General features: G+C 72.6%; 29 protein-coding genes and 1 riboswitch. Of the genes, 9 read left to right on the top strand and 20 right to left on the bottom strand.

Going from position 1 to position 26,877, the window contains the following annotated elements; translation table 11 throughout:
* Position 1 precedes the first annotated feature (1 nt).
* The 4 genes from H7A72_RS03330 to malQ all read right to left on the bottom strand — a co-directional run bounded on the left by H7A72_RS03330 (position 2) and on the right by malQ (position 6,160).
* Positions 2 to 1,006 carry an ABC transporter permease gene (locus tag H7A72_RS03330; protein ID WP_200811151.1) on the bottom strand — a complete coding sequence of 335 codons (1,005 nt, stop codon included), beginning with the start codon at positions 1,004 to 1,006 and terminating at the stop codon, positions 2 to 4.
* Complete coding sequence (locus H7A72_RS03325) at positions 999 to 1,928, bottom strand: ABC transporter permease (RefSeq protein ID WP_185221620.1); 930 nt, start codon at positions 1,926 to 1,928, stop codon at positions 999 to 1,001. The genes H7A72_RS03330 and H7A72_RS03325 overlap by 8 nt, the downstream gene beginning before the upstream one ends.
* Positions 1,929 to 2,104: 176 nt before the next feature.
* Complete coding sequence (locus H7A72_RS03320) at positions 2,105 to 3,736, bottom strand: ABC transporter substrate-binding protein (RefSeq protein ID WP_223277763.1); 1,632 nt, start codon at positions 3,734 to 3,736, stop codon at positions 2,105 to 2,107.
* Between the two features lie 309 nt (positions 3,737 to 4,045).
* Entirely contained in the window at positions 4,046 to 6,160 is a 2,115-nt protein-coding gene (malQ, locus tag H7A72_RS03315) for a 4-alpha-glucanotransferase (protein ID WP_223277762.1), read from the bottom strand.
* Between the two features lie 64 nt (positions 6,161 to 6,224).
* Between malQ and H7A72_RS03310 the strand changes: the two genes are divergently transcribed.
* Both H7A72_RS03310 and H7A72_RS03305 read left to right on the top strand, forming a co-directional pair.
* A complete protein-coding gene (locus tag H7A72_RS03310) occupies positions 6,225 to 7,145 on the top strand; it encodes a pirin family protein (protein ID WP_223277761.1) in 921 nt (306 codons plus the stop codon).
* A gap of 2 nt (positions 7,146 to 7,147) precedes the next feature.
* Complete coding sequence (locus H7A72_RS03305; RefSeq protein WP_185221617.1) at positions 7,148 to 7,843, top strand: alpha/beta fold hydrolase; 696 nt, start codon at positions 7,148 to 7,150, stop codon at positions 7,841 to 7,843.
* Between the two features lie 31 nt (positions 7,844 to 7,874).
* Here the strand turns inward: H7A72_RS03305 and H7A72_RS03300 are convergent, their stop codons facing one another.
* Positions 7,875 to 8,789 (bottom strand): universal stress protein, encoded by a 915-nt coding sequence (locus H7A72_RS03300; RefSeq protein ID WP_084450072.1) that lies wholly within the window; start codon positions 8,787 to 8,789, stop codon positions 7,875 to 7,877.
* 41 nt (positions 8,790 to 8,830) lie between these two features.
* Positions 8,831 to 9,283, bottom strand: a complete 453-nt coding sequence (locus H7A72_RS03295) for a deaminase (protein ID WP_072623842.1) — start codon at positions 9,281 to 9,283, stop codon at positions 8,831 to 8,833.
* A gap of 44 nt (positions 9,284 to 9,327) precedes the next feature.
* Between H7A72_RS03295 and H7A72_RS03290 the strand changes: the two genes are divergently transcribed.
* Positions 9,328 to 10,554 (top strand): MFS transporter, encoded by a 1,227-nt coding sequence (locus tag H7A72_RS03290; RefSeq protein WP_072623841.1) that lies wholly within the window; start codon positions 9,328 to 9,330, stop codon positions 10,552 to 10,554.
* On the opposite strand, the gene H7A72_RS03285 is transcribed toward H7A72_RS03290, so the two are convergent.
* From H7A72_RS03285 to thiC, 4 genes are all read right to left on the bottom strand, one after another.
* Complete coding sequence (locus tag H7A72_RS03285) at positions 10,535 to 11,185, bottom strand: thiamine phosphate synthase (protein ID WP_094078810.1); 651 nt, start codon at positions 11,183 to 11,185, stop codon at positions 10,535 to 10,537. The two genes, H7A72_RS03290 and H7A72_RS03285, sit on opposite strands and share 20 nt — an antisense overlap.
* Entirely contained in the window at positions 11,176 to 11,988 is an 813-nt protein-coding gene (thiM, locus tag H7A72_RS03280; RefSeq protein WP_223277760.1) for a hydroxyethylthiazole kinase, read from the bottom strand. Before thiM ends, H7A72_RS03285 begins: the two co-directional genes overlap by 10 nt.
* The gene (locus H7A72_RS03275) at positions 11,985 to 13,361 is read right to left on the bottom strand and encodes an MFS transporter (protein ID WP_185221616.1); all 1,377 of its coding nucleotides are present in this window, start codon (positions 13,359 to 13,361) and stop codon (positions 11,985 to 11,987) included. Before H7A72_RS03275 ends, thiM begins: the two co-directional genes overlap by 4 nt.
* Complete coding sequence (thiC, locus tag H7A72_RS03270) at positions 13,358 to 15,109, bottom strand: phosphomethylpyrimidine synthase ThiC (RefSeq protein WP_185221615.1); 1,752 nt, start codon at positions 15,107 to 15,109, stop codon at positions 13,358 to 13,360. Before thiC ends, H7A72_RS03275 begins: the two co-directional genes overlap by 4 nt.
* Positions 15,107 to 15,214, bottom strand: a riboswitch (TPP riboswitch). It overlaps the preceding gene by 3 nt.
* 29 nt (positions 15,215 to 15,243) lie before the next feature.
* Between thiC and thiD the strand changes: the two genes are divergently transcribed.
* Positions 15,244 to 16,083 carry a bifunctional hydroxymethylpyrimidine kinase/phosphomethylpyrimidine kinase gene (gene thiD / locus H7A72_RS03265; RefSeq protein ID WP_084450068.1) on the top strand — a complete coding sequence of 280 codons (840 nt, stop codon included), beginning with the start codon at positions 15,244 to 15,246 and terminating at the stop codon, positions 16,081 to 16,083.
* 149 nt (positions 16,084 to 16,232) lie between these two features.
* Here the strand turns inward: thiD and H7A72_RS03260 are convergent, their stop codons facing one another.
* Positions 16,233 to 16,757, bottom strand: a complete 525-nt coding sequence (locus H7A72_RS03260; protein ID WP_185221614.1) for a DinB family protein — start codon at positions 16,755 to 16,757, stop codon at positions 16,233 to 16,235.
* 22 nt (positions 16,758 to 16,779) lie between these two features.
* Here H7A72_RS03260 and H7A72_RS03255 point away from each other — a divergent pair, with 22 nt between their 5' ends.
* Entirely contained in the window at positions 16,780 to 17,118 is a 339-nt protein-coding gene (locus H7A72_RS03255; RefSeq protein WP_084450066.1) for a multidrug efflux SMR transporter, read from the top strand.
* On the top strand, positions 17,115 to 17,438 hold the full coding sequence (locus H7A72_RS03250; RefSeq protein WP_185221613.1) for a multidrug efflux SMR transporter: 324 nt from the start codon (positions 17,115 to 17,117) through the stop codon (positions 17,436 to 17,438). Before H7A72_RS03255 ends, H7A72_RS03250 begins: the two co-directional genes overlap by 4 nt.
* Positions 17,439 to 17,466: 28 nt before the next feature.
* Here the strand turns inward: H7A72_RS03250 and H7A72_RS03245 are convergent, their stop codons facing one another.
* The 5 genes from H7A72_RS03245 to H7A72_RS03225 are packed head-to-tail and all read right to left on the bottom strand — an operon-like array spanning position 17,467 to position 21,384.
* The gene (locus tag H7A72_RS03245; protein WP_185221612.1) at positions 17,467 to 17,907 is read right to left on the bottom strand and encodes an SRPBCC family protein; all 441 of its coding nucleotides are present in this window, start codon (positions 17,905 to 17,907) and stop codon (positions 17,467 to 17,469) included.
* Between the two features lie 10 nt (positions 17,908 to 17,917).
* Positions 17,918 to 18,421, bottom strand: a complete 504-nt coding sequence (locus tag H7A72_RS03240; RefSeq protein WP_185221611.1) for a hypothetical protein — start codon at positions 18,419 to 18,421, stop codon at positions 17,918 to 17,920.
* The gene (locus tag H7A72_RS03235) at positions 18,414 to 18,788 is read right to left on the bottom strand and encodes a hypothetical protein (protein WP_185221610.1); all 375 of its coding nucleotides are present in this window, start codon (positions 18,786 to 18,788) and stop codon (positions 18,414 to 18,416) included. Before H7A72_RS03235 ends, H7A72_RS03240 begins: the two co-directional genes overlap by 8 nt.
* Positions 18,789 to 18,797: 9 nt before the next feature.
* Positions 18,798 to 19,721: an NADP-dependent oxidoreductase gene (locus H7A72_RS03230; protein ID WP_185221609.1), complete on the bottom strand. Its 924-nt coding sequence runs from the start codon at positions 19,719 to 19,721 to the stop codon at positions 18,798 to 18,800.
* Between the two features lie 43 nt (positions 19,722 to 19,764).
* Complete coding sequence (locus tag H7A72_RS03225; RefSeq protein ID WP_223277759.1) at positions 19,765 to 21,384, bottom strand: GNAT family N-acetyltransferase; 1,620 nt, start codon at positions 21,382 to 21,384, stop codon at positions 19,765 to 19,767.
* Positions 21,385 to 21,585: 201 nt separating this feature from the next.
* On the opposite strand from H7A72_RS03225, the gene H7A72_RS03220 reads away from it, so the two are divergent.
* Together H7A72_RS03220 and H7A72_RS03215 are read left to right on the top strand one after the other, a co-directional pair.
* The gene (locus H7A72_RS03220; RefSeq protein WP_185221608.1) at positions 21,586 to 22,368 is read left to right on the top strand and encodes an alpha/beta fold hydrolase; all 783 of its coding nucleotides are present in this window, start codon (positions 21,586 to 21,588) and stop codon (positions 22,366 to 22,368) included.
* Positions 22,365 to 22,979, top strand: coding sequence for a hypothetical protein (locus H7A72_RS03215; protein WP_185221607.1), 615 nt, complete (start codon positions 22,365 to 22,367; stop codon positions 22,977 to 22,979). Before H7A72_RS03220 ends, H7A72_RS03215 begins: the two co-directional genes overlap by 4 nt.
* On the opposite strand, the gene H7A72_RS03210 is transcribed toward H7A72_RS03215, so the two are convergent.
* From H7A72_RS03210 to H7A72_RS03200, 3 genes are all read right to left on the bottom strand, one after another.
* Positions 22,966 to 24,066, bottom strand: a complete 1,101-nt coding sequence (locus H7A72_RS03210) for a sorbosone dehydrogenase family protein (RefSeq protein WP_185221606.1) — start codon at positions 24,064 to 24,066, stop codon at positions 22,966 to 22,968. The genes H7A72_RS03215 and H7A72_RS03210 overlap by 14 nt on opposite strands.
* A 128-nt stretch (positions 24,067 to 24,194) precedes the next feature.
* On the bottom strand, positions 24,195 to 24,905 hold the full coding sequence (locus H7A72_RS03205; protein WP_185221605.1) for a hypothetical protein: 711 nt from the start codon (positions 24,903 to 24,905) through the stop codon (positions 24,195 to 24,197).
* Positions 24,902 to 25,741 carry a hypothetical protein gene (locus H7A72_RS03200; RefSeq protein ID WP_084450056.1) on the bottom strand — a complete coding sequence of 280 codons (840 nt, stop codon included), beginning with the start codon at positions 25,739 to 25,741 and terminating at the stop codon, positions 24,902 to 24,904. The genes H7A72_RS03205 and H7A72_RS03200 overlap by 4 nt, the downstream gene beginning before the upstream one ends.
* 90 nt (positions 25,742 to 25,831) lie before the next feature.
* On the opposite strand from H7A72_RS03200, the gene H7A72_RS03195 reads away from it, so the two are divergent.
* Complete coding sequence (locus H7A72_RS03195) at positions 25,832 to 26,434, top strand: histone deacetylase (RefSeq protein WP_185221604.1); 603 nt, start codon at positions 25,832 to 25,834, stop codon at positions 26,432 to 26,434.
* On the opposite strand, the gene H7A72_RS03190 is transcribed toward H7A72_RS03195, so the two are convergent.
* Positions 26,419 to 26,826, bottom strand: coding sequence for a DUF1877 family protein (locus tag H7A72_RS03190; RefSeq protein WP_185221603.1), 408 nt, complete (start codon positions 26,824 to 26,826; stop codon positions 26,419 to 26,421). The two genes, H7A72_RS03195 and H7A72_RS03190, sit on opposite strands and share 16 nt — an antisense overlap.
* Between the last annotated feature and the right edge of the window lie 51 nt (positions 26,827 to 26,877).

Raw genomic sequence — 26,877 nt, 5'->3', positions numbered from 1 at the left:
CTCAGCGGCTCTTGGGGTCGAAGGCATCACGCACAGCGTCGCCGAGCATGATGAAGGCCAGGACCGCCAGGCTGAGGAAGAGGGCGGGGAAGAAGAGGATGTGCGGATAGCTCCGCAGAGGCACCAGCGCGTCGCTGATCATGACACCCCACGACACCGTCGGCGGCACCAGCCCGATGCCGAGGAAGGACAGCGTCGCCTCCGCGGTGATGTAGGCGCCGAGGTTGATCGTCGAGACGACGATCGCGGGTGCCATGGCATTGGGCAGCACGTGCCGGCGGATGATCCGCATCGGCGAGGCACCGAGGGCCCGGGCGGCCTGGACGTAGTCGTTGGGCTTGACCTGGATGACCGAGGAGCGCATGAGGCGCATGAGGCTCGGCCAGCCGAAGATCATGAAGACGAGCACGACCTGGATCACGACGCCGAAGTAGCTGTCGGTCTTCAGCCCGAGGATGCTGGGCCGTTCGCGGACCGCAGACAGGAAGATGATGCCGGCCAGGAGGAGGGGGATGGCGAAAAAGATGTCGCCGAGGCGGCTGATCAGGGTGTCGACGATGCCGCCGACGTAGCCGGCGATGAGCCCGAGGAAGGAACCCAGCAGCAGCACGCCGGTCGCCGCGAGCACCCCGACGAGGATCGAGGCCCGGGCTCCGTAGACGCTGCGGGTGTAGATGTCCTGGCCCTGGGTGTCGGTACCGAACCAGTGCTCGCCGCTCGGGCCCTCGTGGGCTCGGCTCAGGTCGTTGAACTTCAGGTCGTAGGGCGTGAAGAGCGAGGGCCACACCGCCATGAGCACGAAGACGAGGATGAGGACGCTCGAGATCCAGAAGAGCGGGTTGCGCCGCAGCGACGCGAAGGCGTCGGAGGTCAGCGACCTCGCCTGACCGCTCTCCTGGGTCACGTCGGCGGCGACCGCCGCCTCGCGGGTGGTGGTCGCGCCCATCTCGTCGTTGCCGGGGCGGGCTTCGGGGGCGACGTCGCGCGTCGCGTTGTCGTCAGTCATTGCTGATCCTCGGGTCGAGGGCGCCGTAGAGCAGGTCCACGAGCAGGTTCACGAGCAGGTAGACGATGACCAGTGCCGTGACCGCGCCGACCACGGCGATGCCATCGCGGTTGCGGATGCCTTGGAAGATGTAGCCGCCGACACCCTGGATGTTGAAGATGCCCTCGGTGACGATCGCGCCGCCGAGCAGAGCACCGAAGTCATAACCCATGAAGGTCACGACGGGGATCATCGAGTTGCGCAGGGTGTGGATGCCGATGATCCGGCGTGAGCTCAAGCCCTTGGCCTTGGCGGTCCGCACGTAGTCCGAGCGGACGTTCTCGGCGATGTTGGTCCGCATCAGGCGGGCGATGTAGGCCAGCGAGGTCGAGCCGAGGACGATCGCGGGCATGATCAGCGACACGAAGCTGGGGTCGGTGCCGCTGGCCAATGACGGCAGCAGCTCGAGGTTGAGGCCGAAGGTGTACTGCAGGACGGTACCGATGACGAAGACCGGCACCGAGATGACGAAGAGGGTGCTGACCAGCACGAGGTTGTCGATGAAGCCGCCCTTGCGCAGACCGGCGAGGACACCGGCAGCGATGCCCAGGACGCCCTCGAAGACCAGGGCCATGAGGCCGAGCTTGGCAGTGACCTGGAAGCGCTCGCCGAGCTCCTCGGCCACGGGGTTGCCGAACTGGTTCTCGCCGAGGTCCCCCTGCACGACGTTCTTCGCGTACTCGTAGTACTGGACGAGCAGCGGGTCGTTCAGGTGGTACTTCTCGTTGAACTCGGCGATGTAGGCCGGCGGACAGGGCCGCTCACCACACTTGCCTGCCGTGGGGTCACCCGGCATGGCGAAGACCATGGCGTAGATCAGGAACGTGGAGAAGATGATCACCGGGATCATCTGGAGCAATCGTCGGACGATGTACTTGCCCACGTTGCACCTCCTCAGGGAAGTCGGACGCACCTCTGCCCGGGGTGCCGGGAGAGACTAACTCAAACGTTGGGGCCGCAGGCGACGGTGGGCGCCGCGGGCTCGGCACGACGCCGACCGGCCATCACGGGAAGCGGATGGCCGGCCGGCGTCGTGCGGAAGTCAACCTTCGACGAGGATCAGTTCTTGACCTTCATCGCGGCCAGGTCCGGGTTGCCGAAGGGCGTGGCCTGGACGTCGGTGACGTTCTCCGACCAGCCGATGATGGTCTTGCCGTACCAGGTCGGGATCGTCGTGAACTCCTCGGCGATCAGGCCCTCGGCCTCCTGGTAGAGCTTGTTGGCCTCCTCCGGGGTCTCCGCGGCGCCGGCCTCACGCATCGTCTTCTGGAAGTCGTCGTTGGCGTAGTTGTAGTAGTTCGAGGACGCACCCTTGCCGTAGATCGGCGCGAGGTAGTTCTCGATCGACGGGTAGTCCATGACCCAGCCCATGCGGAACATGCCCTTGAGCTCGTTCTCGCCCAGCTTGGTCAGCATGGTCGCGAAGTCGACCGTGGGGGTCGCGACGCAGTCGATGCCGAGGGTCTTGTTGATGGAGTTGCAGACCGCCTCGGTCCAGCCCTTGTGGCTGGCGTCACCGTTGTAGGTGAGGGTCAGCTTGCCGTCGTAGCCGCCGCCCTCCTCGAGCAGCTGCTTGGCCTTCTCGGGGTTGAACTCGCAGTACTCACCGCACGCGCCCTCCTTGTAGCCGTCGACGACCGGGGAGACCCAGCCGGTGGCGGGAGTGAAGGCGTCGTTGAAGATCTGCTTGACGATCGTCTTGCGGTCGATGGCCATCGAGATGGCCTGGCGGACCTTGACGTTCTCGAGCTTCTTGTCGACGTGGTAGTTCATGCCGATGAACTGGAGGGTGGAGTTCTCCTTCTCCAGGAACTGGCCCTCACCGAGGTCGTCCTTGAACTTGTTGTCGACCAGCGCGCTCGCGGGGATCTCGCGGACGACGTCGAGGTCGCCGGACTGGAGCGCCACGTAGGCGGCGTCGGAGTCCTCGTAGTTCTGGAAGATGATCTCGTCGGCGTTGCCGCCGTACTCACCCGAGTAGTCCTCGAACTTGCTCAGGGTGATGGCCTGGTTCTTCTCCCAGGAGTCCAGCTTGTACGGGCCGGCCGCGATCGGCTTGTCGCCGAAGGCCTCCGGGTCGTCGAAGAAGGCGTCGGGCTGCGGGGCGAAGGCCGTGTAGCCCAGACGCAGCGGGAGGTTCGAGACCTTTTCGCTGGTCTTGATCGTGAAGGTCAGGTCGTCGACGACCTTGAGGCCGGACAGCTCCTCGGCCTTGGGCTTGCCCTTGCCCTCGCAGGGCTTGTCCTCGTCCTCACCGGTGCACTGCAGGTCCTCGAAGCCCTCGATGGGCTCGAAGAAGTAGCTGCCCTGCTGGCCGTTGACGCCGTAGGCGGTGTAGTTCCACGCGTCGACGAAGTTCTTGGCGAGGACGTCGTCGCCGTTGTGGAACTTGTAGCCCTTCTTGAGCTTGACGGTGAAGTTCTGGTTGTCGTCGGTCTCGATGGACTCGGCGATGTCGTTCTCGGGCTCGGCGGTCTCGGGGTTGTAGTGGACCAGCTTGGCGGTCAGTACGTCGAGGACGTCGCCGCCACAGGTCTCAGCGGTGTTACCTGCGACGAGCGGGTTCTCCGGGTTGCAACCGGCGGCCGTGATGGTGCCGCCCTCGCCGCCCGAGCCGCCGTCGCTGTCGTCGCTGCCACCGCCGCACGCGGTCGCGAGAAGCGCGGCCGCGGAGATGCTGGCGATTGCCATCGCGCGAGACTTCACTCGCATGGATGTCCTCCTACGTCATGCCGCCGGGAACGGCGGGTCTATCGGCGTTCCCGATCGTCCGGGTCCACCCCTGGGCGCAGCGCGGTCCGCGACTGCTCGTGACATCAAAAACCACGGGGCCCGATCGCACCATGGACCCGTGTGCCCTGAGACACAACTGTGACTCTTCGGTGACTGACCCGGCACCCCTCAAAGGAGATGCAGGGTTAACCCTCACGATCGGGAAACCTTGCGGTGACGGCCCCGTGACGCCGCCGATATCGCGGCCGCGGTCGCGACACGGAGGCCTCAGCGACGACGGGCTCCGGCAGACCCCGCGACGATGTCGTCGAGGCTGACCGGGCGACGGTCGGGGCCGGCGAGCGGCAGCCGCCAGTTGGGGTACTCCTCGTCGGTGCCGGGCTGGTTGATCGCCCGCACGTCGCCGACGAGATCGGTGAGGGCGATGCCCCGCAGACGCGAAGGGGTGAGCCCCAGCCACGCGTGCAGCGCCGCCACCACGTCGGCCGGCTCCGCATCGACCCGCGCCAGCAGCCCCCGCTCGTGCAGCGACTCGCGCACCGCCCGCACGCTCGCCTCCTCGGCGGCGCGCTCCTCCTCCACCGGGCGGGTGAGCAGGCCGAGGCGCTCGCGGATCGCGACGTGCTCGAGGTCGAGGTAGCCGGCGCTCGGCGGCAGGTCGTGGGTCGTGACGGTCGCCAGGCACAGCTCGCGGTAGGCCTCGGGCGGCAGCGGGCGTCCGTCGTCGCCCCACTCGAACCACGCGACGCTCGTGCCGAGCACCCCGCGCTCGAGGAGGTGCTCGCGCACCCACGGCTCGACGACGCCGAGGTCCTCGCCGATGACGACGGCCCCGGCGCGGTGCGCCTCGAGGGCGAGGATCCCGACGAGGGCCTCGTGGTCGTAGCGCACATAGGCCCCCTCCCCCGGCGCGTGCCCCTCCGGGACCCACCACAGGCGGAAGAGCCCGATGACGTGGTCGACCCGCAGCCCGCCGGCGCCGGCGAGTACGGCCCGCAGCATCTCGCGGAAGGGCGCGTAGCCGAGCTCGGCGAGCCGGTCGGGTCGCCAGGGCGGCTGCGACCAGTTCTGCCCGAGCTGGTTGAACTGGTCGGGCGGTGCGCCGACGTCGACACCCCGGGCGAGCGCGTCACCGAGGGCCCACGCGTCGGCACCCTCGGGGTGGATGCCCACGGCGAGGTCCGTGACGACGCCGATGCCCATGCCCGCGGCCCGCAACCGCTCCTGCGCTCGCGCCAGCTGGGTGCGGGCGACCCACTGGAGCCACACGTGGAAGGAGACCTCCCCGCGGTGCGCCTCGCGGTGGGCGAGCACCTCGGGCGAGGTGGGGTCGTGCAGCTGCGGCGGCCAGGTGCTCTCCCAGAGGCTGCCGTGCTCGGCCGCCAGCGAGCACCAGGTCGCGTAGTCGACGAGCGCCTCCCCCTCGCCGGCGTGCAGCGCGGCGACCTCGTCGGCCTGCCCGGCACCGAGGTGGCGGAAGGCGGTGCGCAGGGCCTGCTGCTTGAGCGCCCACACGGCGTCCCGGTCGATCCGATCGAGCCGGTTGAGCTCACGGGCCCGGTCGGCGAGCGCGTCGATCTCGGCGCGCGCCGGCTCGGGGAGGCGGTCGGCGCCGGGCAGGTCGCGCAGGTCGACGTAGACGGGGTTGAGGAAGCGGCGCGAGGTCGGCAGGTAGGGCGAGGGCTCCATCGGCGGGACGGGCTCGGCGGCGTGCAGCGGGTTGACGAGGACGAAGTGCGCGTCGTGCTCGCGGGCGGCCCACTCGCCGAGGGTGCCGAGGTCGCCGAGGTCACCGATGCCCTGGCTGCCGGATCCCCGTACTTGGTACAGCTGCGTCAGCAGCCCGGCCCGCGGCTGCTCCTGCACGACGGCGGGCAGCTCCAGACGCTGGGGCACGGTGACGAGCACGGCCCGCTCGCTCCCTTCGGTCAGCGGTCCGGCCTCGACCTCCGCGACGACCTCGTGCCACCCCAGGGGCAGATCGCCCGGGACCTCGAAGGCGGCCTCGCCCACCACCGTGCCGTCGACGTCGTGCGGCTCGACGACGTGCTCGAGCTGCTGCAGGTCACGGCGGTGCCCCCCTTCGAGCTCGACGTGGACGCCCACCGCGCTGCCGTGCGGCACGTGCACGAGGAGGCGAAGGGGGTCGCCCTCACGCTGGACGACGGTCGGGGGCAGCGTGCGGCGCCACGGTGCGGTCCGGACCCGCTCGAGGGCGGTGTGCACGGCCGCCTCGTCGGCGACGTCCTCGCCCATGGCCGTGAGCACGGCGCGCAGCGCAGCCTCCGGCACCTGACGGTGCTCGCCGCGCCAGTCCCACCAGTCGGTGTCGACGCCCTTGGCGGCGGCGAGGGAACGCAGCAGGTCCGTCGTCGAGGTCACGGGGCCACCCTTGCCGAGGTCCACGGCTGCTGTCCACCGGGATCTCGGGGGTAGCGTGGGAGTGGTGGACGACGTGCAGATCCTGCAGCCCCGCGAGGTACCGCTCGGCGGTCCCCGGGCCATGACGGTGCGACGCACCCTCCCCTCCCGCGCCCGCTCGCTGGTGGGCGGGTGGTGCTTCCTCGACCACTACGGACCGGACGACGTCGCGGCGACCGGTGGCATGGAGGTGCCGCGCCACCCGCACACCGCGCTGGCCACGGTCTCGTGGCTCTTCACCGGCGAGATCGAGCACCGCGACTCCACGGGCGCGCACGCGATGGTGCGGCCCGGCGAGCTCAACCTCATGACCGCCGGGCGCGGCGTGAGCCACTCCGAGTTCTCCACCCCGCCGACGACGACGCTCCACGGGGTGCAGCTGTGGTTCGCCCTGCCCGGCCACGCCGTCGACTCCGACCCGGCCTTCGACCACCACGTCCCCGAGCCGACCTACGTCCCCGGCGGCATGGCCCGGGTCTTCCTCGGCGAGCTCTTCGACGTGCGCTCGCCGGTCGTCACCCACGGCGCGCTCACCGGGGCCGAGATCCTCCTCGACGCCGACGCCGAGACGGTCGTCGAGGTGCCGGTCGGTCACGAGCACGCGGTGCTGCTCGACGACGGCGACGTGAGCATCGACGGCACCGCCCTCGAGCAGGGCGAGCTCGGCTACGTCGGCACCGGGCGCGAGCGCTTCACGCTGACCTCGCGCGCCGGGGCCCGCCTCGTGCTCATCGGCGGCGAGCCGCTCGGCGAGCAGATCGTCATGTGGTGGAACTTCGTCGGCCGCAGCCACGACGACGTCGTCGCCGCGCGCGAGCGCTGGATGCGCGAGATCGGCGAGGGCGTGCCCGAGGGCGAGGAGCGCTTCGGGCCCTTCCCCGAGGGGCAGCCGGCCGCGCTGCCCGCGCCGGCGCTGCCCGGCGGACGACTGCGCGCGCGAGGCTGACCATGGGCTGGCACACCCCGACCGTCCGCACGGTCTTCATCCACGGCCGAGGCCGCAGCGGCGCGCGCGCCTGGCCGCTGCAGGCGGCCGCGGCCGACCCCGACCACGTCTTCCTCGAGCGCACCTGTGCCGCAGACCAGCCCGAGCGCGACGCCGACCGGGTCGTCGAGGCGCTCGGCGGGCGCGGCCACGTCGTCGGCCACTCCTACGGAGCGGTGACCGCCATGCTCGCCGCCCAGCGTCGCCCCGACCTGCTCCGCAGCCTCGTGCTCGTCGAGCCCTCGTGCTTCGACGTCGCGCGCGGTGGCCGCAACGTCGAGGCGCACATCAGCGCGATGGCCCCGGTCTTCGCCGTCGCCGACGACCCCGAGGTCGACGGCCGCGAGTTCCTCGACCGCTTCGCCGCGGGCATGAAGCACGGCCCGCTCGACCTCGACACCGAGACCTGCTCGGCGCTCGCCGAGCGGATGCGCGCCACCCCGGCCCCGTGGGAGGTCGCTCTGCGCACCGACACCCCGCGGCTGGTGCCGACCCTCGTCGTCACCGGCGACGACCGACCGATGTACACCGAGGTCGCGCAGGCACTGGCGGCGAAGGGGGCGACCCACCTCGTCCTCCCCGGCGCCGACCACCGGCCCCAGGACCACGACGAGGGCTGGGCCGCGATCCGCGACTTCCAGACCCGGCACCAGCGCTGATCCGGCCTGCCGGGCCCGGGCGGGCCGGATCTCAGCTCTGCTGGTGGAGCACCGCGACCGGGCAGGTGGCCAGGGCGAGCACCCGCTGGGTCACCGACCCGAGCAGCAGCCCGCGGAACCCGCCGCGACCGCGCGAGCCGACGAGCAGCAGGTCGGCCCCATCGGCGATCTTGACGAGGGAGTCGGCGGCGCGACCGTGCAGCACCTCGACGGTGACGTCGATGTCGGGGTGCGCTGCCCGGTCCTCGGCGATGGTCCGCTCGGCCATGTCGCGGTAGCGCTGCTCGACGGTCTGCCACTCGGGGCTGCCGGGCTCGGTGACGACGACGCCGTTCTCGACCTCGACGTTCCACGAGGTCACGGTGGTGACGTTGTGGCCCCGGACCCTGGCCGCGTCGAGGGCGTGGCGGAAGGCCAGCCGGCTGTTGCGGCTGCCGTCGATGCCGACGACGACGCGACCGTCCCCCGTGGTCCCGACGTCCTCGGGCACGAGGACCACCGGGCACGGGGTGTGCGCGACGACGCTGAGCGAGGTGGTGCCGAGGACGACCCGCTCGGCCTTGTTCTTGCGGGCGGAGCCGACGACGAGCACACGGGCTCCCTCGGCGGCGTGCAGCAGCGCGCCCGACGGCGACCCGGTCGGCAGCGCCGTCGTCACGGCCAGGTCGGGGTGGGCCGCGGTGACCCGATCGCGCGCCTCGGTGACGACCTTGGTCGACTCCTGCTCGACCCGCTCGACGATCTCGGGGCTGGTGAGCAGCTCGCCGTAGGCGGACAACGGGGTGCCGAGGTCGACGGCGTGCACGAGGTGCAGCGGCGCCGCGAGGGCGGTGGCCTCGGCAGCCGCCCAGTCGATGACGGCGTCGTCACGGTGGCTGCCGTCGAGGGCAGCCACCACGGCGTCCGAGGGCGTCGGGGTGTCGTGGGTGCTCGCGTCGGTGCTCATGCCCCATTGTCCCCATGGAAGGGGCAGCGCGGTAGGAGAGATCAGCCCCAGTTCGTCAGGCCGGCACGATCATGGCTTCCGTCGGGCCACACCGCCCGGACGATGCCGGCCGCGGCGAGCGCCTTGCGGCAGCCGGGGCACGGCGGGTCCGTGATGTAGGCGGTCGCGCCCTTGGTGTCGCGCGTGGCGAAGAGCAGGGCGTTGACCTCGGCGTGGATCGCGATGCAGAAGCCCTCGGTGCCCGGGCGGTCGTAGTCGCCCAGGCCCGGGACGGCGTCGTAGTCGAGGCGGCCCCGCGGGCAGGCGCCCTCGAGGCAGTCCGGCTCCCCCGGCGCCGCGCCGTTGTAGCCCGTCGCGATGATCCGGTGCTCGATCGTCAGCACGGCGCCGACCCGTCGGCGCGTGCACTTGGCGCGGGCGGCGACGGCGCTCGCGATGCCGAGGAAGTAGTCGTCCCAGGTCGGCACGCTCGGGGTGGTGGTCTCGTCGGGCACGGACCGATCCTAGGCACTGCGGCCCCGCGTGATAGACCGCTGGGGTGACCAGCCACCACGAGACGACGCGACGGACTCCCCCCTTCGGCCCGGTCCTCGCGGTCCTGGCGGTGGCGCTCATCTCGATCAACCTGCGCCCCGGGGCCTCCTCGGTCGGACCGCTGCTCGAGGAGGTGCGCACGGCCCTGGCCATCGGGCCGACCCTCGCGGGCGTGGTCACCGCGCTGCCGGGGTTCGCCTTCGCGGTCGCGGGCGGCGGGGCCGTTGCGCTCGCCCGCCGCGTCGGGGTCTCCGCGGGCATCACGCTCGGCGTCGCCGCGGTGGTCGTCACCCTCCTGGCCCGGGTGCTCACCGACTCCGCCGGGGTCTTCCTCGTGCTCACCGCGCTCGGCCTGGCCGGCATGGGCCTGGGCAATGTCCTCGTCCCGGCGTGGATCAAGGCGCACTCGAGCGACGGCGGGGTGCGCCTGATGACCATCTACTCGATGGGGCTCACCGTCGGCGGCACCCTCGGCCCGCTCCTCGCCGCACCGGTCGCGGCGGTGGCGCCGGGCGCCTGGCGCGGCGCGCTCGGCATGTGGGGCGTGGCCGCCCTGCTCGCCCTCGTGCCGTGGACGATCATCGCGCTGCGCGACCGGGTGCACCGACGTGCCGCTGGCGAAAATCCCACCTCGCGCATCTGGCACTCCCCCACGGCGATCGCCCTCACGGTGCTCTTCGGCGTGCAGTCGACCAATGCCTACGTGCAGTTCGGCTGGCTGCCCCAGATCTATCGCGACGCCGGGCTGTCCGCCGGCACCGCCGGCGTCTACACCTCGGTCCTCGCGGCCCTGGGCATCGGGGGCGGCCTGCTCATGCCGACCGTCATCGCCCGCAGCCGCGACCTGTCCGCGTGGATGCTCGGCTTCGGGGCGCTCGCCGTCGCCGGCTACCTCGGGCTGCTGCTCGCGCCGACGACCCTGCCGTGGCTGTGGGCGGTCCTGCTCGGGCTGTCCGGCTTCGCCTTCCCCACGGCGATCTCGCTCATCACCGCCCGCAGCCGCGACCCGCACGTCACCGCCCAGCTGTCGGGGTTCGTCCAGCCGGTCGGCTACCTGCTCGCCGGCATCGGCCCCTTCCTCGTCGGCGTGCTCCACGAGCTGACCGGCGGGTGGACCCTCGTGCTGTACCTGCTCATGGCCACCGGGGTCGGCATCGCCCTGGCCGGCCTGCGCGTGGCCCGTCCGGTCTTCGTCGACGACGAGATCGGCCTCAGCGCAGCCACGCGCTGAGGCAGGCGGCGGCCGCGGCCCCGGGGTCGGCGGCGCCCATGACCTCGCGGACGACCGCGACGCCGGCGATGCCCGTGCGGGAGAGCGGCGCGACATCGGCGAGCGTGACGTCCCCGATGGCGATGACGGGCAGCTGTGTCGCCGCGACCCGAAGGGGGTAGCCCGCCAGCCCCACGGGCGGCCGGCCGACGTCCTTGGTCGGGGTGGGTCGGAGGGGTCCGCTCCCCAGGTAGTCCGGCCGGTGCGCGCCGGTGCGTGCCTCGGCCTCGCGGACGTGCTCGAGGGTGCCGGCGGTCAGCCCGACGAGCGCGTCGGCCCCGAGGAGGGCGCGTGCCTCGGCGACCGGCAGGTCGGCCTGACCGAGGTGCACGCCGTGGACCGGGGCGCCCCGTCGGCGGGCCGCATGGGCGACGTCGGCACGGTCGTTGACGAGCACGCGGGTGCCCGGCGCGGAGTCGGCCACGGCGGACGCGACGTCGAGGACGAGCTCGAGCAGGTCGCCGGCGAGCAGGTGCTTGGCCCGCACCTGGACGACGCCGGCCCCGGCCGCGGCCGCCGCAGCCGCGGCCCGCACGGTCGCCGGGCCGTCGCCGGAGGTGACGAGGTAGAGACGCCAGTCGATCAGGTCCACGACAGGTCCACCTCCGCCGCGACCTCGTCGCCCGTCACCGCGTCGAGGGCGTCGACGAGCGCCACCTTGAAGCTGCCCGGCCCCATCGGGCCCACCCGGTCGGAGGCGACCGTGAGCAGCGCGGTGGCCGCGACCGCCGCGACGAAGGGGGGCGCCCCCGGAAGGTGGGCGGCCGTCAGGGCCCCGAGGAGGCAGCCGGTGCCGGTGACCTTGGTCAGGCGGGGCGAGCCCGAGGCGATGCGGACCACCTGCCGACCGTCGGTGACGAGGTCGACCGGGCCCGAGACGGCGACGACGCAGCCGCTGCTGCGCGCGAGCGCTCGCGCGGCCTCGGCCGCGGCGTCGGGGCCGAGCGTGCTGTCGGCACCACGACCGCGGCCGGTCCCCCCGGCGAGGGTGATGACCTCGGAGGCGTTGCCGCGCAGGACCGTCGGGCCGAGGGCGAGCAGCTCGTGGGCCAGTGGCGTGCGCACGGGTGCCAGACCGACCGCCGTCGGGTCGAGCACCCAGGGCACCCCGTGCTCGACGGCGGCCCGGGCCGTCGGGAGCAGACCCGCCATGCCGTCGCCGCTCAGCGAGCCGAGGTTGACGAGCAGCGCGTCGGCGACGGTGACGAGCGTCGGGGCCTCCTGCTCGCTCTCGGTGAGCATCGGGCGGGCACCCGCGGCCAGGAGCCCGTCGGCGACGAGCGCGCGGGTCACCGAGCCGGTCGCCCCGTGGACGAGGGGTGCGGCGGCGCGCATCGCGTCCACGGCTGCGGCGATCTCGGCGCCGAGGCCGCGGGTGCGGGGAGCGCCGATCACGTGGCCGCCCGCGTCGTGGCAGCCGGAGAGGCCGCCACCGGCTCGGCCGGTGGGTCCGGCTGCGCCGCCACGCTCTCGACGTCACGGTCGAGGTCCGCTGCCGACAGGCGCGGACCGAGAGCCCCGCACCCGGCGACGAGGAGGCCGCCGGCGAGGAGCACCGCGGCGACCGACGCGTCGTGACCGAGCACGGACTCCAGCGTCGGCAGCCACCACGGCCACAGCGCCGGGAGGACGATCGACAACGAGTAGGCCGTGCCGTAGCCGGTGGAGCGCACCGGTGCCGGGAAGCGCTCGCACAGGTAGGCCCCGACGGGTCCGTAGCCGCACACCGTGACCACCTGGAGCAGGGCCACGCCGACGACGACCGGCACGACCTGCGTCGCCATCGTGCCCGCCCACAGCAGGGGTGCGACGACCGCGGCGGCCAGCCCCCATCCGACGAGGAAGCGTCGCCGCCCGACGAGGGTCGACCAGTGACCGGTGAGCGACATGACAAGGGCCTGGGCGACCGCGGCCAGGCCCATGACGAGCGCGACCTCTCCGCCGCCCATCCCCAGGTCGGTCGACAGCCGACCGGTCGCGAGGATGACGACCATGTTGGTCATGAGCCACAGGCCGCTCATCAGACCGAACATCTGCCAGAAGGCACCTGCGTGCGCACCGCCGAGGACGGCGCGCAGACCGACAGCGGCGGGGGCCCGCCCTTCGTCGGCCTGCTCGCGCTGCCGCACGACCTGCGGCGCATCGGCGACCCGTGCGGAGTAGTAGGCCAGGAGGGCCAGGCTCGCCAGGCCGCCGCAGACGAAGGACACCCGCCAGCCCCACGCGGCGTAGTCGGTCGGACCGAGCACGGCGAGCAGGCCGGCCGTGACGAAGGCGATCGTCGACTGCGCCCAGGGCGCCATCGACATGATCAGCCCGGACACCAGACCCCGCCGCCGCGGGACCGACCACTCCATGGCGAGCGGGATCGCCGAGGTGTACTCGCCGGCGAGGAAGGCACCACCGACGAAGCGCAGGACGACGACGGCGGTGATGGCCGCGACGCCGATGCTCTCGTGCGTCGGGACCGCCGCGATCGCCAGGCTGCACGCGGCGGTGCCGCCGATCGCCAGCTGGGTGGTGCGGGTGCGGCCGACGCGGTCGGCGATGCGCCCGAAGAGCATCGCGCCGATGGGTCGACCGAGGAGGGTCGCGACGATGACGACGGCGCCCGCGGTGACGCCCGCGTGCGGCCCGGCGAGGGTCGCCAGCGCCGGGGCGAGGGCGACGACGGGCAGGAAGATGTTGATCTGGTCGACGTAGTTGCCGACGATCCCGGCGCGCACGGCCGCGCGACCGGTCGGGGGCAGACCGGGCACGAGACTCATCGGGTGGGACCCTCGCGCACGTAGACGCTCGAGCCGAGCTCGACGAACTGGCGCGACTTCGCTGCCATGCCGGCCTCGACGATGGCCTGCTGGGCCGCACCCGACCCGTAGGCATCGCGGATGTCCTGGCTGATCCGCATGGAGCAGAACTTCGGCCCGCACATCGAGCAGAAGTGCGCGGTCTTGGCCGGCTCCGCCGGCAGGGTCTCGTCGTGGAAGGCCATGGCCCGCGGCGGGTCGAGGGAGAGCGCGAACTGGTCGTGCCAGCGGAACTCGAAGCGGGCGCGACTCAGGGCGTCGTCGCGCTCACGCGCTCGCGGGTGCCCCTTGGCCAGGTCGGCGGCGTGCGCCGCGATCTTGTAGGTGACCACACCGGTGCGCACGTCGTCACGGTCCGGCAGACCGAGGTGCTCCTTGGGCGTGACGTAGCAGAGCATCGCCGTGCCGTGGCGGGCGATCTCGGTGGCCCCGATCGCGGAGGTGATGTGGTCGTAGCCGGGCGCGATGTCGGTGACGAGCGGGCCCAGCGTGTAGAAGGGCGCCCCGTGGCACCACTCCTGCTCGAGGTCGACGTTGTCCTTGACGAGGTGGAGCGGCACGTGCCCCGGGCCTTCGACCATGACCTGCACGTCGTGCTCCCACGCTCGCCGGGTCAGCTCGCCGAGCACCCGCAGCTCGGCGAGCTGCGCCTCGTCGTTGGCGTCGGCGACCGACCCCGGTCGCAGCCCGTCACCGAGGGAGAAGGCGACGTCGTAGCGCGCGAAGATCTCGCACAGCTCGTCGAAGTGCGTCCAGAGGAAGGACTCCTCGTGGTGGGCCAGGCACCAGCCGGCCATGATCGACCCGCCGCGGGAGACGATGCCCGTCACCCGCTCGGCCGTCAGCGGGACGAAGGCGAGCCGCACCCCGGCGTGGATCGTCATGTAGTCGACGCCCTGCTCGCACTGCTCGATGACCGTGTCCCGGAAGATCTCCCACGTGAGGTCCTCCGCTCTCCCGTCCACCTTTTCGAGGGCCTGGTAGATCGGCACGGTGCCGATCGGCACGGGGCTGTTGCGCAGGATCCACTCGCGCGTGGTGTGGATGTCGTCGCCGGTCGACAGGTCCATGACCGTGTCGGCGCCCCACCGGGTGGCCCAGGTGAGCTTGTCGACCTCTTCGGCGATCGAGGAGGTGACGGCCGAGTTGCCGATGTTGGCGTTGATCTTCGTGAGGAAGGCCCGGCCGATGACCATCGGCTCGGACTCCGGGTGGTTGACGTTGGCCGGGATGATCGCCCGGCCGGCGGCCACCTCGTCGCGGACGAGCTCGGGCGAGCAGCCTTCTCGCAGTGCGGCATAGCGCATCTCGGCGGTGATCTCACCGCGTCTGGCGTAGTGCATCTGGGTCACTGCGCTGCCGGCCACGGCACGAAGGGGGCGACGCTCCGGTCCACGCCACGCCGCCGTGGCGCCACCGCGTCGCTGGGCCGCGCGGCCGTCGTCGGCGAGGTGACGGGATCTCCCTTCGTAGGGCTCGACGTCGCCGCGGCCGGTGATCCACGCACCGCGGTGGTCGGGCAGACCGACCGCGGGGTCGGCACCGGGTCCGCTCGTGCGGTAGACGACGACGTCGTCGTTGGCGGTGCCGTCGGGGCTGTCGGCCAGCGAGATCGCGGTGACCGCGACCCGCACCGACGGGTCGTGGGGGTCGACGACCTCCTCGCGACGGTGCTGCGGGTGGAGCTCGGACTCTTCGGGTGTGCGCACGCGGGCGCCTCCTCTTCCTTCGCCGGCATGATCCGGACAGGTTCAGACGGTCCGGACGGCAGCAGTCCGATCTCAGCCCGTGCCCGGGCTCCCGCGGGGGTGCCTCGATACAACCACATGGCTACGGTGACGGCATGGCTGCCCCTCTGCCCCGCCCTCCGGTCGCCCTCTCGATCGCCGGGTCGGACCCTTCGGGCGGCGCCGGGGTCCAGGCGGACCTCAAGACCTTCAGCGCCCTGGGCGCCTACGGCACGTGCGTCATCACCGCCCTCACGGCGCAGTCGACCCGTGGCGTGACGCACGTGCACGAGGTGCCCGTCGACGTCGTGCGCGCCCAGGTCGAGACACTCGTCGCCGACGTGCGCATCGACGTCGTCAAGGTCGGGATGCTCGCTTCCGCCGCGCTCGTCGCGAACGTCCACGAACTGCTGGCGAGCGGCCCACTGGCCGCGACACCGGTCGTCCTCGACCCGGTGATGGTCTCGACCTCCGGCTCGCGGCTGCTCTCGCCCGACGCGGTCGACGCCGTGCGGGCCCTGCTCCCCCGCGCGGATGTCATCACGCCCAATGTGCCCGAGGCCGGAGTGCTCCTCGACCAGCCGCCGGCCGGGTCCGCCGCCGAGCTGCCCGAGCAGGCCACCGCGCTCCGGGCACTGGGCGCACGTCGCGTCCTGCTCAAGGGCGGCCACCTCGACGGCACCGAGTCGGTCGACGTGTGGCACGACGAGCGCGGCACGAGCGAGCTGCGCGGACCGCGGATCGCGACGACCGCCACCCACGGCACGGGGTGCACGCTCAGCTCGGCGATCGCCGCCCTTCGCCCGCGCCACGACGGGTGGCTGCCGGCGGTCCGCGAGGCACGCGGCTGGCTCACCGAGGCACTGCGCCACGGCGAGTCGCTCGACGTCGGGTCGGGGGCCGGGCCGGTGCACCACTTCCACGAACTCGCCCGATGGAGCCAGACCATCCCCTGACCAGACCTTCACCACAACCCGCAGGGCCGGACGGCCCGGTCCATCGGCTACCTCACCGAGGCCGACTTCACGATCCTCGAGGAGGGCATCGGTCTGGCCATCGCGCAGTGCCAGGCCGACCAGCCGAGCTGAGCACCCGGCACCCTCGCTCAGGCCGCGACGTCGTGCAGGTGGTGCTCCACGTCGTGGAGCAGGTAGCGGCACAGGCCGGCGATCGTGAAGGGCGCGCCGTCCCCACGGGTGCCTGCGCGCTCCCACGCGTCACCTCGCACCCCGTCGAGGACGGCGACGGTGCGCTCGGTCTCCTCGGCGACCTGTCGGGCCGCGACGCGCGGGTCACTGGCCCAGAACTCCTGGCGCACGGCCTCAGCCTCCCCGTCGTAGTCCGCGAAGGGGGCGCCCTCCCGGGCGAGCACGGCGCTCACCCGATCGCCGAGGACCCGGACCAGGTCACGCGCGTGGCAGGCGTACTCGAGGGGCGACCACACCCCCGGGGCAGGCCGCTCGCTCGCCCCCGGGCGTTGCAGTGCCGCGGCCCAGCGGGGCACCGCGGCGAGGAGCCGGTCACTCGTCGCGGCCGGGTCGTGCGGGGTGTAGCCGCACTCGTCGCACCCGTCGTCGACGACGAAGGTCCAGTCCCGGGAGTCGTGGTCGGCGGGCGGCGCGGTGCTCATGCATCCAGCCTAGGCTCGGGGCATGACGACCTGGCTGCTGCTCGCCGCCGCCATCGTCTGCGAGGTCGCGGCCACACTGAGCCTCAAGGCGGCCCTCGACCGGCCCGTGCTCTACGCCGTCGTCGTCGCCGGCTACGTCGCGTCCTTCGGCCTGCTCGCCGTCGCGCTCCGACGGGGCATGCCCTTGGGCATCGCCTACGGGATCTGGTCGGCCTGCGGTGTCGCCCTGACGACGCTCCTGTCGACCCTGCTGCTCGACGAGACCTTCACCCCGCTCATGGGACTGGGCGTCGTCCTCGTCATCGGGGGCGTCCTGCTCGTGGAGACAGGCGCCCCGCACGAGCCGGAGGCGTCGCCATGACGGCATGGGCGTGGCTCGTCGTCGCCGTGGCGGCCGAGGTCGCGGGGACGCTCTCGCTGCGCCTGGCGGTCCATGGCGGCCCTCGGTGGTACGCCGCCGTCGCGCTGGGCTACGTCACGGCCTTCGTCGGGCTGTCGACGAGTCTCGCGCACGGCATGCCGCTCGGCGTCGCCTACGGGACGTGGGCCGCGGCCGGGGTCGCGCTGACGGCCATCGGCTCGCGCGTGCTCTTCGGGGAGGCCCTCACCCGGCGGATGGTCGCCGGGATCGGCCTGATCATGGTCGGTGTGCTGCTGCTCGAGCTCGGCGGCGGGCACTGACCGAGTGACCCTCAGCCGGTGCGACGCGTCAGCCGAAGAGCGCGGCGAGCCGGTCGAGGGAGGCGCGCAGGTTGCCCTCCGTCGTGTTGCGGGCTCGCTCGTAGCGCGACTCGTCGGTCAGCTCGCGCCAGTCGTAGGTGTGGGTCACCTCGGTGCCGCCGTCGTCGGTCGGGGTGAGCTCCCACCCCCACTGGTGGCCGAAGGGGGTCTCCCCCTGCGCCGCCGGGCGCCAGGCGATGCGACGCCCCTCCTCGAAGTCGACGACGTGGTTGTAGCGGTCGTTGCCCCCGGTCGTCGTCGTGACGAAGACGTCGCCGACGGCGTGCACCCGCTGGCCCTCGGCCGAACGAGCGAGGTTGTCGTTGCCGTCCCACGCGAGCTGGCGGGCGGGGTCGGCGATCTCCTCGAAGACCGCCTCGGGTGCGGCGGCGATGGTGGTGGATGCGGTGACGACCTTGGTCTCGTCCATGCCCGCCACTCTAGGGGCGCTCGCCCAGGCCTGCTCGGACATCGCGGGCCAGCTGCGGGGTGCGCCCCTGCGCCACACCCGACCACCACCTGGCGACAGGGAAGGCCAACCGGCGCAGCGAGTAGTTGACCAGCTCGACGACCCCGAAGGCCCAGACGAGGAGCAGCAGGACGAGCCACCCGGTGGAGGGGGCCGCGACGAGGGTCACGACGAGTCCACCGGCGAGGAGCAGCGCGGCGAGCACCCCGAGACCGACGTAGGTCAGGGCGAGCGCGCGTGGCATGGGCGTCACGCCGACCCAGCGTCGGGCGAGCAGCCAGTAGACGCCGGCGGCGACGAGCACGAGGACGAGCGGGCCCATGGCGCCGAGGACCGCCAGGCGGCCATCCGCACCCAGGTCGGCGCCGTACCAGGTGGCCACGCCGCCGAAGACGCCCGCCGCCACGAGCTCGCCCAGCCCCAGCGACAGGTACTGGCGCCGTCGCAGCTCGCGCCGGTCGGTGGACTCAGCCACGCGGGACGACGGGCACCACGCGCCGCAACGCCTCGACGTCGGGCCGGTGCACGCCGAAGCCGAGCGAGGCGGCCCGCTTGCCGGTGGGCACGTGGAGGAGCTGCGTGCCGTCGACCACGAGGTCGCGGGGCTCGCTGATCGGGAGGCGGCGCAGGGTCATGCCGAGCGGGTTGCACATGCGCACCTCGTGCGGGTCGATCCGCACCGCGGGGTTGATCAGCTGGAGGATGCCCAGGATCGCGAGCACGGTGCCCGCCGCGACGGTCACCCAGGCGGAGGTGAGCAAGGACACGAGCGCGATGAGCACGCCCAGGACGACGAAGGCGATCGCCATGGGGCGGCTGTAGCGGATGGTCATCGGCGGCATGGTCGCACCCTAGTCGGCGACCTCGATGACGAGCTTGCCGCGGGCGGCCCCGGACTGGCTGGCCGCGAAGGCCTGCGGCACGTCCTCGAGGGTGAAGGTCCGGTCGACGTCGACCCGCAGTCGGCCGGCGGCGACCTCGTCGAGCAGGTCGGCCAGGCGTGCGCCGTCAGGTCGCACCCACACCCAACGGCCGCCGTGCTCCTCGACGGTGGGGTCGGTGATCGACGCGAGGCGTCCGCCGTCGCGCAGCATCGCGCGGCTGACGTCGAGGACGCCACCGACGAAGTCGGCGACCGCGTCGAAGCCCTCGGGCGCCACCTCGCGCAGCCGCTCCTCGAGCCCGTCGCCGTACTCCACCGGCGTCACGCCGATGTCGCGCAGCTTGTCGTGGTTGGCCGTCGACGCGGTGCCGACGACCGTGGCCCCTGCGGCGATCGCCAGCTGGGCGGCGGCGAAGCCGACGCCACCGGAGGCGGCGTGGACCAGGAGGGTGTCTCCCTTCGTCACGGCCAGCGTCTCGAGGACTCGAAGGGCGGTGAGCCCGGCGAGCGGGAGGGCCGCAGCGACGTCGTCGGTGACCTCGTCGGGGACGGCTGCCACGTCATCGACGCGGACCGTGACGTACTCGGCGAAGGTGCCGGCCGACAGGACCTGCTTGCGGGCGTAGGCGGCGACCCGGTCGCCGGGACTGAACTCGGGGCTGTCCGGGCCGACGGCGTCGATGACACCGGCGACGTCCCAGCCGGGGATGACCGGGAAGTCGGCGGAGAGCATCGGGTCGAGACCGCCGGACATGGCCTTCCAGTCGACGGGGTTGACCCCGGCCCGGGTGACGCGAATGCGGACCTCGCTCGGGCCCACCTTGGGGACCGGCAGGTCGCTCAGGTGCAGCTCGTCGGTGGTGCCGTACTGGTCGTAGGTGATGGCGCGCATGATCGGGTCAACCTCGGGAGGTGGCAGGGCATTCCACAGGGGGTCAGAGTGGTCGCTTGAACCCCACGTGGCTGGCCTCGTAGCCGAGACGGTCGTAGAAGGCGTGTGCCCGCCTGCGCACCCGGTCGGTCGTCAGCTGAGAGAGGGTCGCGCCCCGGGCACGTCCGTGGTCGTGGGCCCACGAGAGCATCGCGGCACCGAGTCCCATGGACCGCTCGCTCCCGGCGACGCGCACCCCCTCGACCTGCAGCCTGGTCGCGCCGTTGCGCGAGAGTCCCGGCACGATCGACAACTGCATCGTCGCGACGACGCGGTCCTGCTCGTCCTGCACGACGGCGAGGTACTGCGCGCGGTCACGGCTGATCGCATCGAAGACCCGCTCGTAGTGGGCGAGGTCGGTGCCCTCGCGGGTGGCGCCGAGCTCGTCGTCGGCGAGCAGGGCGACGATCGACGCGACATCGGTGCGCACTGCTCGGCGGACGCGGTAGCGACGCTCCCCGAGCTCGAGGACCCCGCCGACGGACTCGGCTGCCCGAGCCCTCAGATCGAGCGCGAGGGCGTCGAGCCAGCCGCCGACATGCCGTCGGGCCTCGTCGGTGTCGGGGTATCGGCAGCGCAGGTGAAGGCCGGCCTCGTCGAGGATGAACCACAGCATCACCCCGTCGGAGCGGATCGTCGCCCCGACGTACTGGGCGTCCAGACCCGCTGCGTCGACCCGTACCGGCAGCCGCCGCAGGTCGAGCCAGGAGACGGCGAACATGCCGGGTGCCTCCGGCATGCCGCCCCACGGACGCATGACGTCGTCGAGCGGCCACGAGCCGAGGTGCACCGCTTCTCTGACGGCGGCGGCGCAGGCCTGCGGGTCAGGGTCGGACGACTCGAGGACCGAGTTGGCGATGAACCACCCGACCGAGTCGTGCCACCTCGCGTCGTATCGCGAGTGGACGGGGAAGACGGCGCGCAGCGGTGAGTCGGCGAGGTCGCGGGTGACGGCGGTCATCGCGGCGACGACGGTGGTCAGGATCGAGACACCGTCACCGCGGGCCTGTGCGGCGAGCGCGGCCGCGTCGTCGACGTCGAGCACGTCGCGCAGCTCGACGCGCTCGGCGTGCGGCACCGGCTCCCCGAGCGGCAGCGGGAAGCGGGGCATGACGTCACCGCTGGCGGCGAGCACCTCGGCCCACCGCCGGCGGACGTCGTCGGGAGCGGGGTCACGGTCGGCCAGGGCCGCGGTGTGGTCGGCGAAGGGAGGAACGAGCGTCAGCTCGGGGATGCTCTCGCCGTCGGTGAGGTCGAGCGCCGCGAGGAGGTCGCGGATGACGACGAGCATCGACCACATGTCGACGTGGGCGTGATCGGCGCCGATGACCACCGTGGGACGTTGCGCGGTCTCGAGGACGAGGAGTCGGTGCGAGGGCGTGGCGAAGGGGGTGCACGTCGCGTCGAGCACGTCCCGGACGCAGTCGTTGACCGCCTGCCCCGAGGCGACGGGGTGCTCGACCCACTGCCCCGGCGTGACCTCGAGCTCCTCGAGCACGGGCACCCCGTCGGGACCGGGTGCGAAGCCCGACCGCAACGTGCCGTGTCGCGCGATGACGGCGAGCCAGGCGGCCGAGAGCCGCTGGCGCGCAACGGGGACGGGCAGGGTGAAGCAGATCGCCATCCACGAGCCGGGCCGGTCGCCACCACCGACGTGGGCGACGCTGGTCGAAGGAGAGCGGCAGGGCGCGTCCTGTGCCGTGGGCGGTGACGTCGTAGCCCAGGAGCCTCCCGAAGGGCAGCCGCAGGTGGGCGACGTTGGACAGCCTCATGGCGGTTACCGTAGCCGCACGGTGCCGCCCGCGTGCCGGGCGAGGAGGTACCCGTGACCAGCGTCGACGTCCCCGGTGCGCGGCTGAGGCTGGAGTACAGCGACGAAGGGGGCCACCCCGTCGTCCAGCTCCACGGCCTGACCTCCAGCCTGGAGCGCGACCGGGTCCTCGACCTCGACCTCGGTCGCGGCCTGAGCGGTACCCGGCTGCTGCGCTACGACGCCCGCGGGCACGGTCGGTCGACGGGCCGGCCGGTGGCCGACGACTACCGGTGGCCCCGGCTCGCCCAGGATCTGCTCGCCCTGCTCGACGTGTGGTTCCCGGGCGAGCGCGTGCACGGGGTCGGGCCGTCGATGGGCTGCGCGACCTTGCTGCACGCGGCGCTGCTCGACCCCGGGCGCTTCAGCGGGCTGACTCTCATGGTTCCGCCGACGGCCTGGGAGACCCGCGCGGCCAAGGCGCACGACTACGAGCGCTCCGCCGAGGCTGTCGAGGCCCATGGTCTCGAGCTGCTGCTGCGAGCCCAGGCAGCGGCGCCGGCGCCGCCGGCGACCGCCGGGGCACCCGACACCGTGCCCGACGTGCGGACCGACCTGCTGCCGTGGGTCTTCCGCGGAGCCGCCCGCAGCGACCTGCCCGACCGCGAGTCGCTGCGCTCGATCGACCTGCCGACGACGATCCTCGCCTGGACGGACGACCCGGCGCACCCGCTGTCGACGGCCGGGGCCCTGCTCGACCTGCTCCCCCGCGCGACCCTGCAGGTGGCGAGCACCCGGGCCGAGGTCGACCGCTGGCCCGCGGTGCTCATGGCCGACGTCGAGAGGACCGTGCGATGAGCGGCCCGCCACCCCTGCACCAGGCGATCGCCGTGCTCGACGCGGGCGGGCAGGTGCGTGTCGCGCGCTCGCGCGGCTACGCGATCGGCCTCCTCGTGCTGGGTCTGCTCGTCGGAGCGGGGCTGCTCGCCTGGCTCGTCTTCGCCGTCGCCGACGGACTGCGCCGCGACCGGATGGGCGTGGTGCTCGCGCATCCGGTGACCTGGGCCAGCACCATCGCCGTCGTGGCCTGCGCCCTCCTGCCGGTGGTCATCGCGGTGCGGCTCCACCGCCGTGAGGCCCTCGTCGTCACCCACGGGGGGCTGGCCACGGAGTCGGGTGGCGTCATCCGCTCACACGTGCCGTGGACCGGCATCGAGCGCGTCCGCTTCGAGAGGGTGACCGGCCCCTACTACCACTTCGCCCCCCGCTCGGTGACCTACGTGCTGACTCCGGCGGCGATCGAGGCCAGGGACCGCGCCATGGTGGCCGCGGGTCGGCGCCCGCCCCGCTACGGGCTCCTCGGGCCCGGTGGGTACGTCCTCGAAGCCGGGTACGTCGGTGGGCGGCGGCGCCTCTACGAGCTCCTCGCCGCGGCGCACCACCGCTACGGCGGCGTCAGGCCTTCCTGACGACGTCCACGCGCAGGATGCGGTCGTCGCCATCGCCGGGATCGCCGCGACCGTCGGTGTTGTTGGTGAGCACCCACAGCGAGCCGTCGGTCGCGACGGCCACGTCTCGCAGCCGCCCGTGCTCGCCGACGAGGTGCTCGGTGGACGTCGTCACGTCGTCGAGGGGCACCTCGCGCAGCCGCTCGCCGCGCAGGTTGGCGATCCAGATGCTGCCGTCGTCGATCGCGATGCCGCTCGGGCTCGCGTCGTCGGGCGACCACTGCTGCACGGGGTCGGTGAACCGGTCGTCGTCGGCGGTGCCCTCGACGGTCGGCCAGCCGTAGTTGTCGCCGGCCTCGATGACGTTGAGCTCGTCCCACGTGTCCTGGCCGAACTCGCTGGCATACATCGTCCCGTCGTCGTCCCAGGCGATGCCCTGCGGGTTGCGGTGGCCGAGGGTCCAGACGAGCGAGTCGTCGAAGGGATTGTCCTCGGGCACCTCGCCCTCGGGCGTCAGCCGCAGGATCTTGCCGGCGAGGCTCTCGGGGTCCTGGGCGCGGTCGGTCTCGCCGGCGTCACCGGTCGTCACGTAGAGCATGTCGTCGGGCCCGAAGGCGATCCGGCCACCGTTGTGGAAGCTCGCCGACGGGATCCCCTCGAGGATCGTCTCGGCGTCGCCGAGCCCGAGCGAGCCCGGCTCGCCGGTCAGCTCGTGGCGCACGACGCGGTTGTCGTCGGCGCTCGTGAAGTAGGTGTAGAGGTAGTCGTCGTGCACGGCGAGGCCGAGCAGGCCCCCTTCGCCGCCCGCGGAGACGCCCTCGACGGCCCCGACCTCCCGGGTGCCGCCGTCGTCGGTGAGCTCGAGGACGCGGCCGGAGTCGCGCTCGCTGACGAGCGTCGTCTCGTCGTCGATCGTGATGGACCACGGGGCGTCGAGGTCGGTGACGACGTCGGTCGGTGCGCTGCCGGACGAGGACGAAGGGGGTGCACCCGACGTCGTCGTGCCGGACCCGGAAGTACCGCGGTCCGTCGCCTCCCCCGAGCAGCCGACCAGCAGGGCTGTCGCCGCGGCGAGCGCGGCGGCACGGGGAGCTGTCCGGCGGTCCATGACCTGACGCTACCGGCGGACCTGGCGTGAGGCCATGGACGAGACGACGGAGCAGGGGCCGACGGCGTCGGCGGAGCAGGGTCCCTTCTTCCACGGAACGACCGCGCGGCTCGAGGTCGGCGACCGGCTCAGCTGGCCGGGTCCGACCAGGGCACGAGGTCCGACCGCCCCAGCCACGAGCCGTGCTCGGACAGCGGACGGAATCGATAGGTCGCGAACTCGTGGTGGAAGTCGCGCCGCTCCCGCTCGCGCATCGCTGCCGAGTGCCGGTCCGGCTCGGGCACCTCGGAGCGGCCGTGGACCAGCTCGACCATCTCGCGCACGCTGCGCCAGATGGAGAAGGTCGAGATGGTCCGCGGCGGACGCAGCGCCGCCGCAGCGAGCGTCACCCCCGGGTGGTCACGGACGAGGCGCTCGACCGGGCGGCCATGGTGGAGGAAGCGCGGGATCTCGGGGATCTTCATGCGGGCGAGGGTGACGGCGACGACCGGATCGTCCTGCGCCAGAGTGCCGGAGCGGGCGGGCAGCCCCTCGAAGGCCGCGATCGTCGACCAGCGCCGGACGAACTCCAGCCGCACGTGCCAGCCGTCGTGGAGCCGCTGCCCCAGCGGGTCACGCTCGAGGAAGCGGACGAGGGCATCCTCGTCGCGCCACTGGGCGAAGACCGCCAGCCGGGTCAGCTGGAGTCGCTCGGGCGAGACGACGGGCGCCCCGAGCCGCATGAGGGAGAGGCACTCGAGGTGGTCGAGACCGAGGACGGTTGCCGGGGTGGGCGGCCGCAGAAGTACTGCCGCTCCGACGCGGGCGGGCACCTGCGCCAGGTGGAAGCTGTGGATCATGCCGCTGGCTCCAGCTTGTAGTGCAGGCGAAGGGCGGGACGGTCCCACATGCGCAGCACGTGATCGGTGCGCAGCACCCCCTGCGGGTCGAGGTACATGTGGAAGGTCTCCCGCAACGGCACCTTGGCCGCGTGGCTGCGTGGCCCACGGACGACGACGTAGGCGCCGTCCTCGCCAAACCGCCCACCGAGCGACTCGAGGAGGAAGCCACCGCCGTCGACGATGGAGGGCCGCAGGAAGACCTGGAGGTTGCCCGACTCGAGGGGAAAGGTCACGTGCACGCTCGGGCGGTCGGCCCCGGGGAGGGTCCGCGTCGCGTAGGCCCCGCTGAAGACGGTGCGGCCGGTGGCGCGCAGGGCGCGGGTCCACGCGGCGGCGACCTGCTCGCCCTGCCCGTCGAGGATCGGGGTCACGACGCTGTCCATGCCGTGGGCGACGTCGAGCGGGCGCATCGGCAGGGCCAGCTGCTCGACCCTCCTCCCCCACAGCCGGGCGACGAGCTCCCCGCCCGGCCAGAAGAGCGGGGACCAGGACGACCAGACCTCCATCTGCCACGAGGCCGTGTGCTCGTAGAAGTCACGCACCGCCGGGTGCAGCCGGGTCGCGTCGAAGCCCGGGCCGTCGAGGAGCGACATCGACGGCAGCAGACCGGCAATCGGGTCCGCGTCGGCCACCGAGCCGCCGTGGCGCTCGGCCTCGGCTGCCAGCCAGTCGGAGGCCACCCGAGGCGAGCCGCTCACGGGGCCGTCGAGCCAGCTCTCGGCGCCGCCGAGGTCGACGGATCTACCGGTGAGCGTCCAGAACTTCCGGGATCCGATGTCCAGCAGGTGCGGCACGGGCTCGATTGTGCCGCAGAGCGCGTGACGGTCGAGTGCGATCGCGGGGCCGGTGTCTCCGGTCGGAGGCCGCGGACGATAATGGGAGGGATGCTCCCTTCGCACCTCTGGTACGTCAGCTATGGCTCCAACATGTCCCGCCGCCGTCTTGGCTGCTACCTCGCCGGTGGCACGCCGCCCGGATCGACGAGGACCTATGCCGGGGCGCGCGATCGGACCTTGCCGACGGCCGATCACGCGGTGACCCTTCCGGGGAGCCTGTACTTCGCCGGTGAGTCGAAGACCTGGGGCGGAGGGGTCGCCTTCTACGACCACGACACCCCCGGCGAGACCGCGGCCCGGGCCTACCTGCTGACGATCGGTCAGTTCGTCGACGTGGCCAACCAGGAGATGCGCCGATCGGCGATCGAGGACGACCCGCTCGAGGAGGTGCTGCGCACAGGACTGCCCGGCGAGCGCCACAGCGCGGGACCGGGCAGGTACGAGACGATCGTGCGGGTGGGCGAGCACGAGGGGCTGCCGATGCTCACCTTCACCGCACCGCACGGCATGGACACGGTGCCGCACACCGCTCCCCGACCGGCCTACCTCGCGATGCTCGCCGAGGGACTGCGCGAGGCGCACCAGTGGGACGAGGAGCGGATCGAGGGGTACTTCGCGGCGCGTGCGCTGCGCGGTCAGCCGATCGTGTAGACCATGCCGCGGCCGTCTCGCGCAAGGGCGGTCATGAAGGACCTGGCGCTCTGCAGGTACTGCAGCGTGTACTCGGCGTACTCGGGCCCGCGCTCCCAACGCCGCTGGACCACGTGCCGAGCGACCGCGTCGTCGTCGAGCACCATCAGGTCCTCGGCGATCGCCGGAATCTCCTCGGGAGCAAGTACCCGCACCCACGGCCGGTCGCCGTCGCCGGTCCAGGGCGGTCGCCCCTCGAACATTCGGAAGGCCGGCCGCGCCGGTTCGTCGTCCGTGGGTGCGGTCGCGCGCGATGAAGCGACCGAACTCACGACGATCGTGATAGCCGTGATCGTCTGGCGCTTGCGCACGTTCACGATGTCCTTCGGGCCGCAGATCACCAGCAACGCCACAGCCGTGAACTCGCCGTATGGCACCTCGCCGTGGGTCTCGACGGCCTTCGC

It is taken from the genome of Janibacter sp. YB324 (assembly GCF_014217915.1).
In the GTDB taxonomy this organism is placed as follows: domain Bacteria; phylum Actinomycetota; class Actinomycetes; order Actinomycetales; family Dermatophilaceae; genus Janibacter; species Janibacter indicus.
The sequence above is the reverse complement of the archived record's forward strand: the minus strand, read 5'-3'. Positions and strand labels throughout refer to the sequence as shown.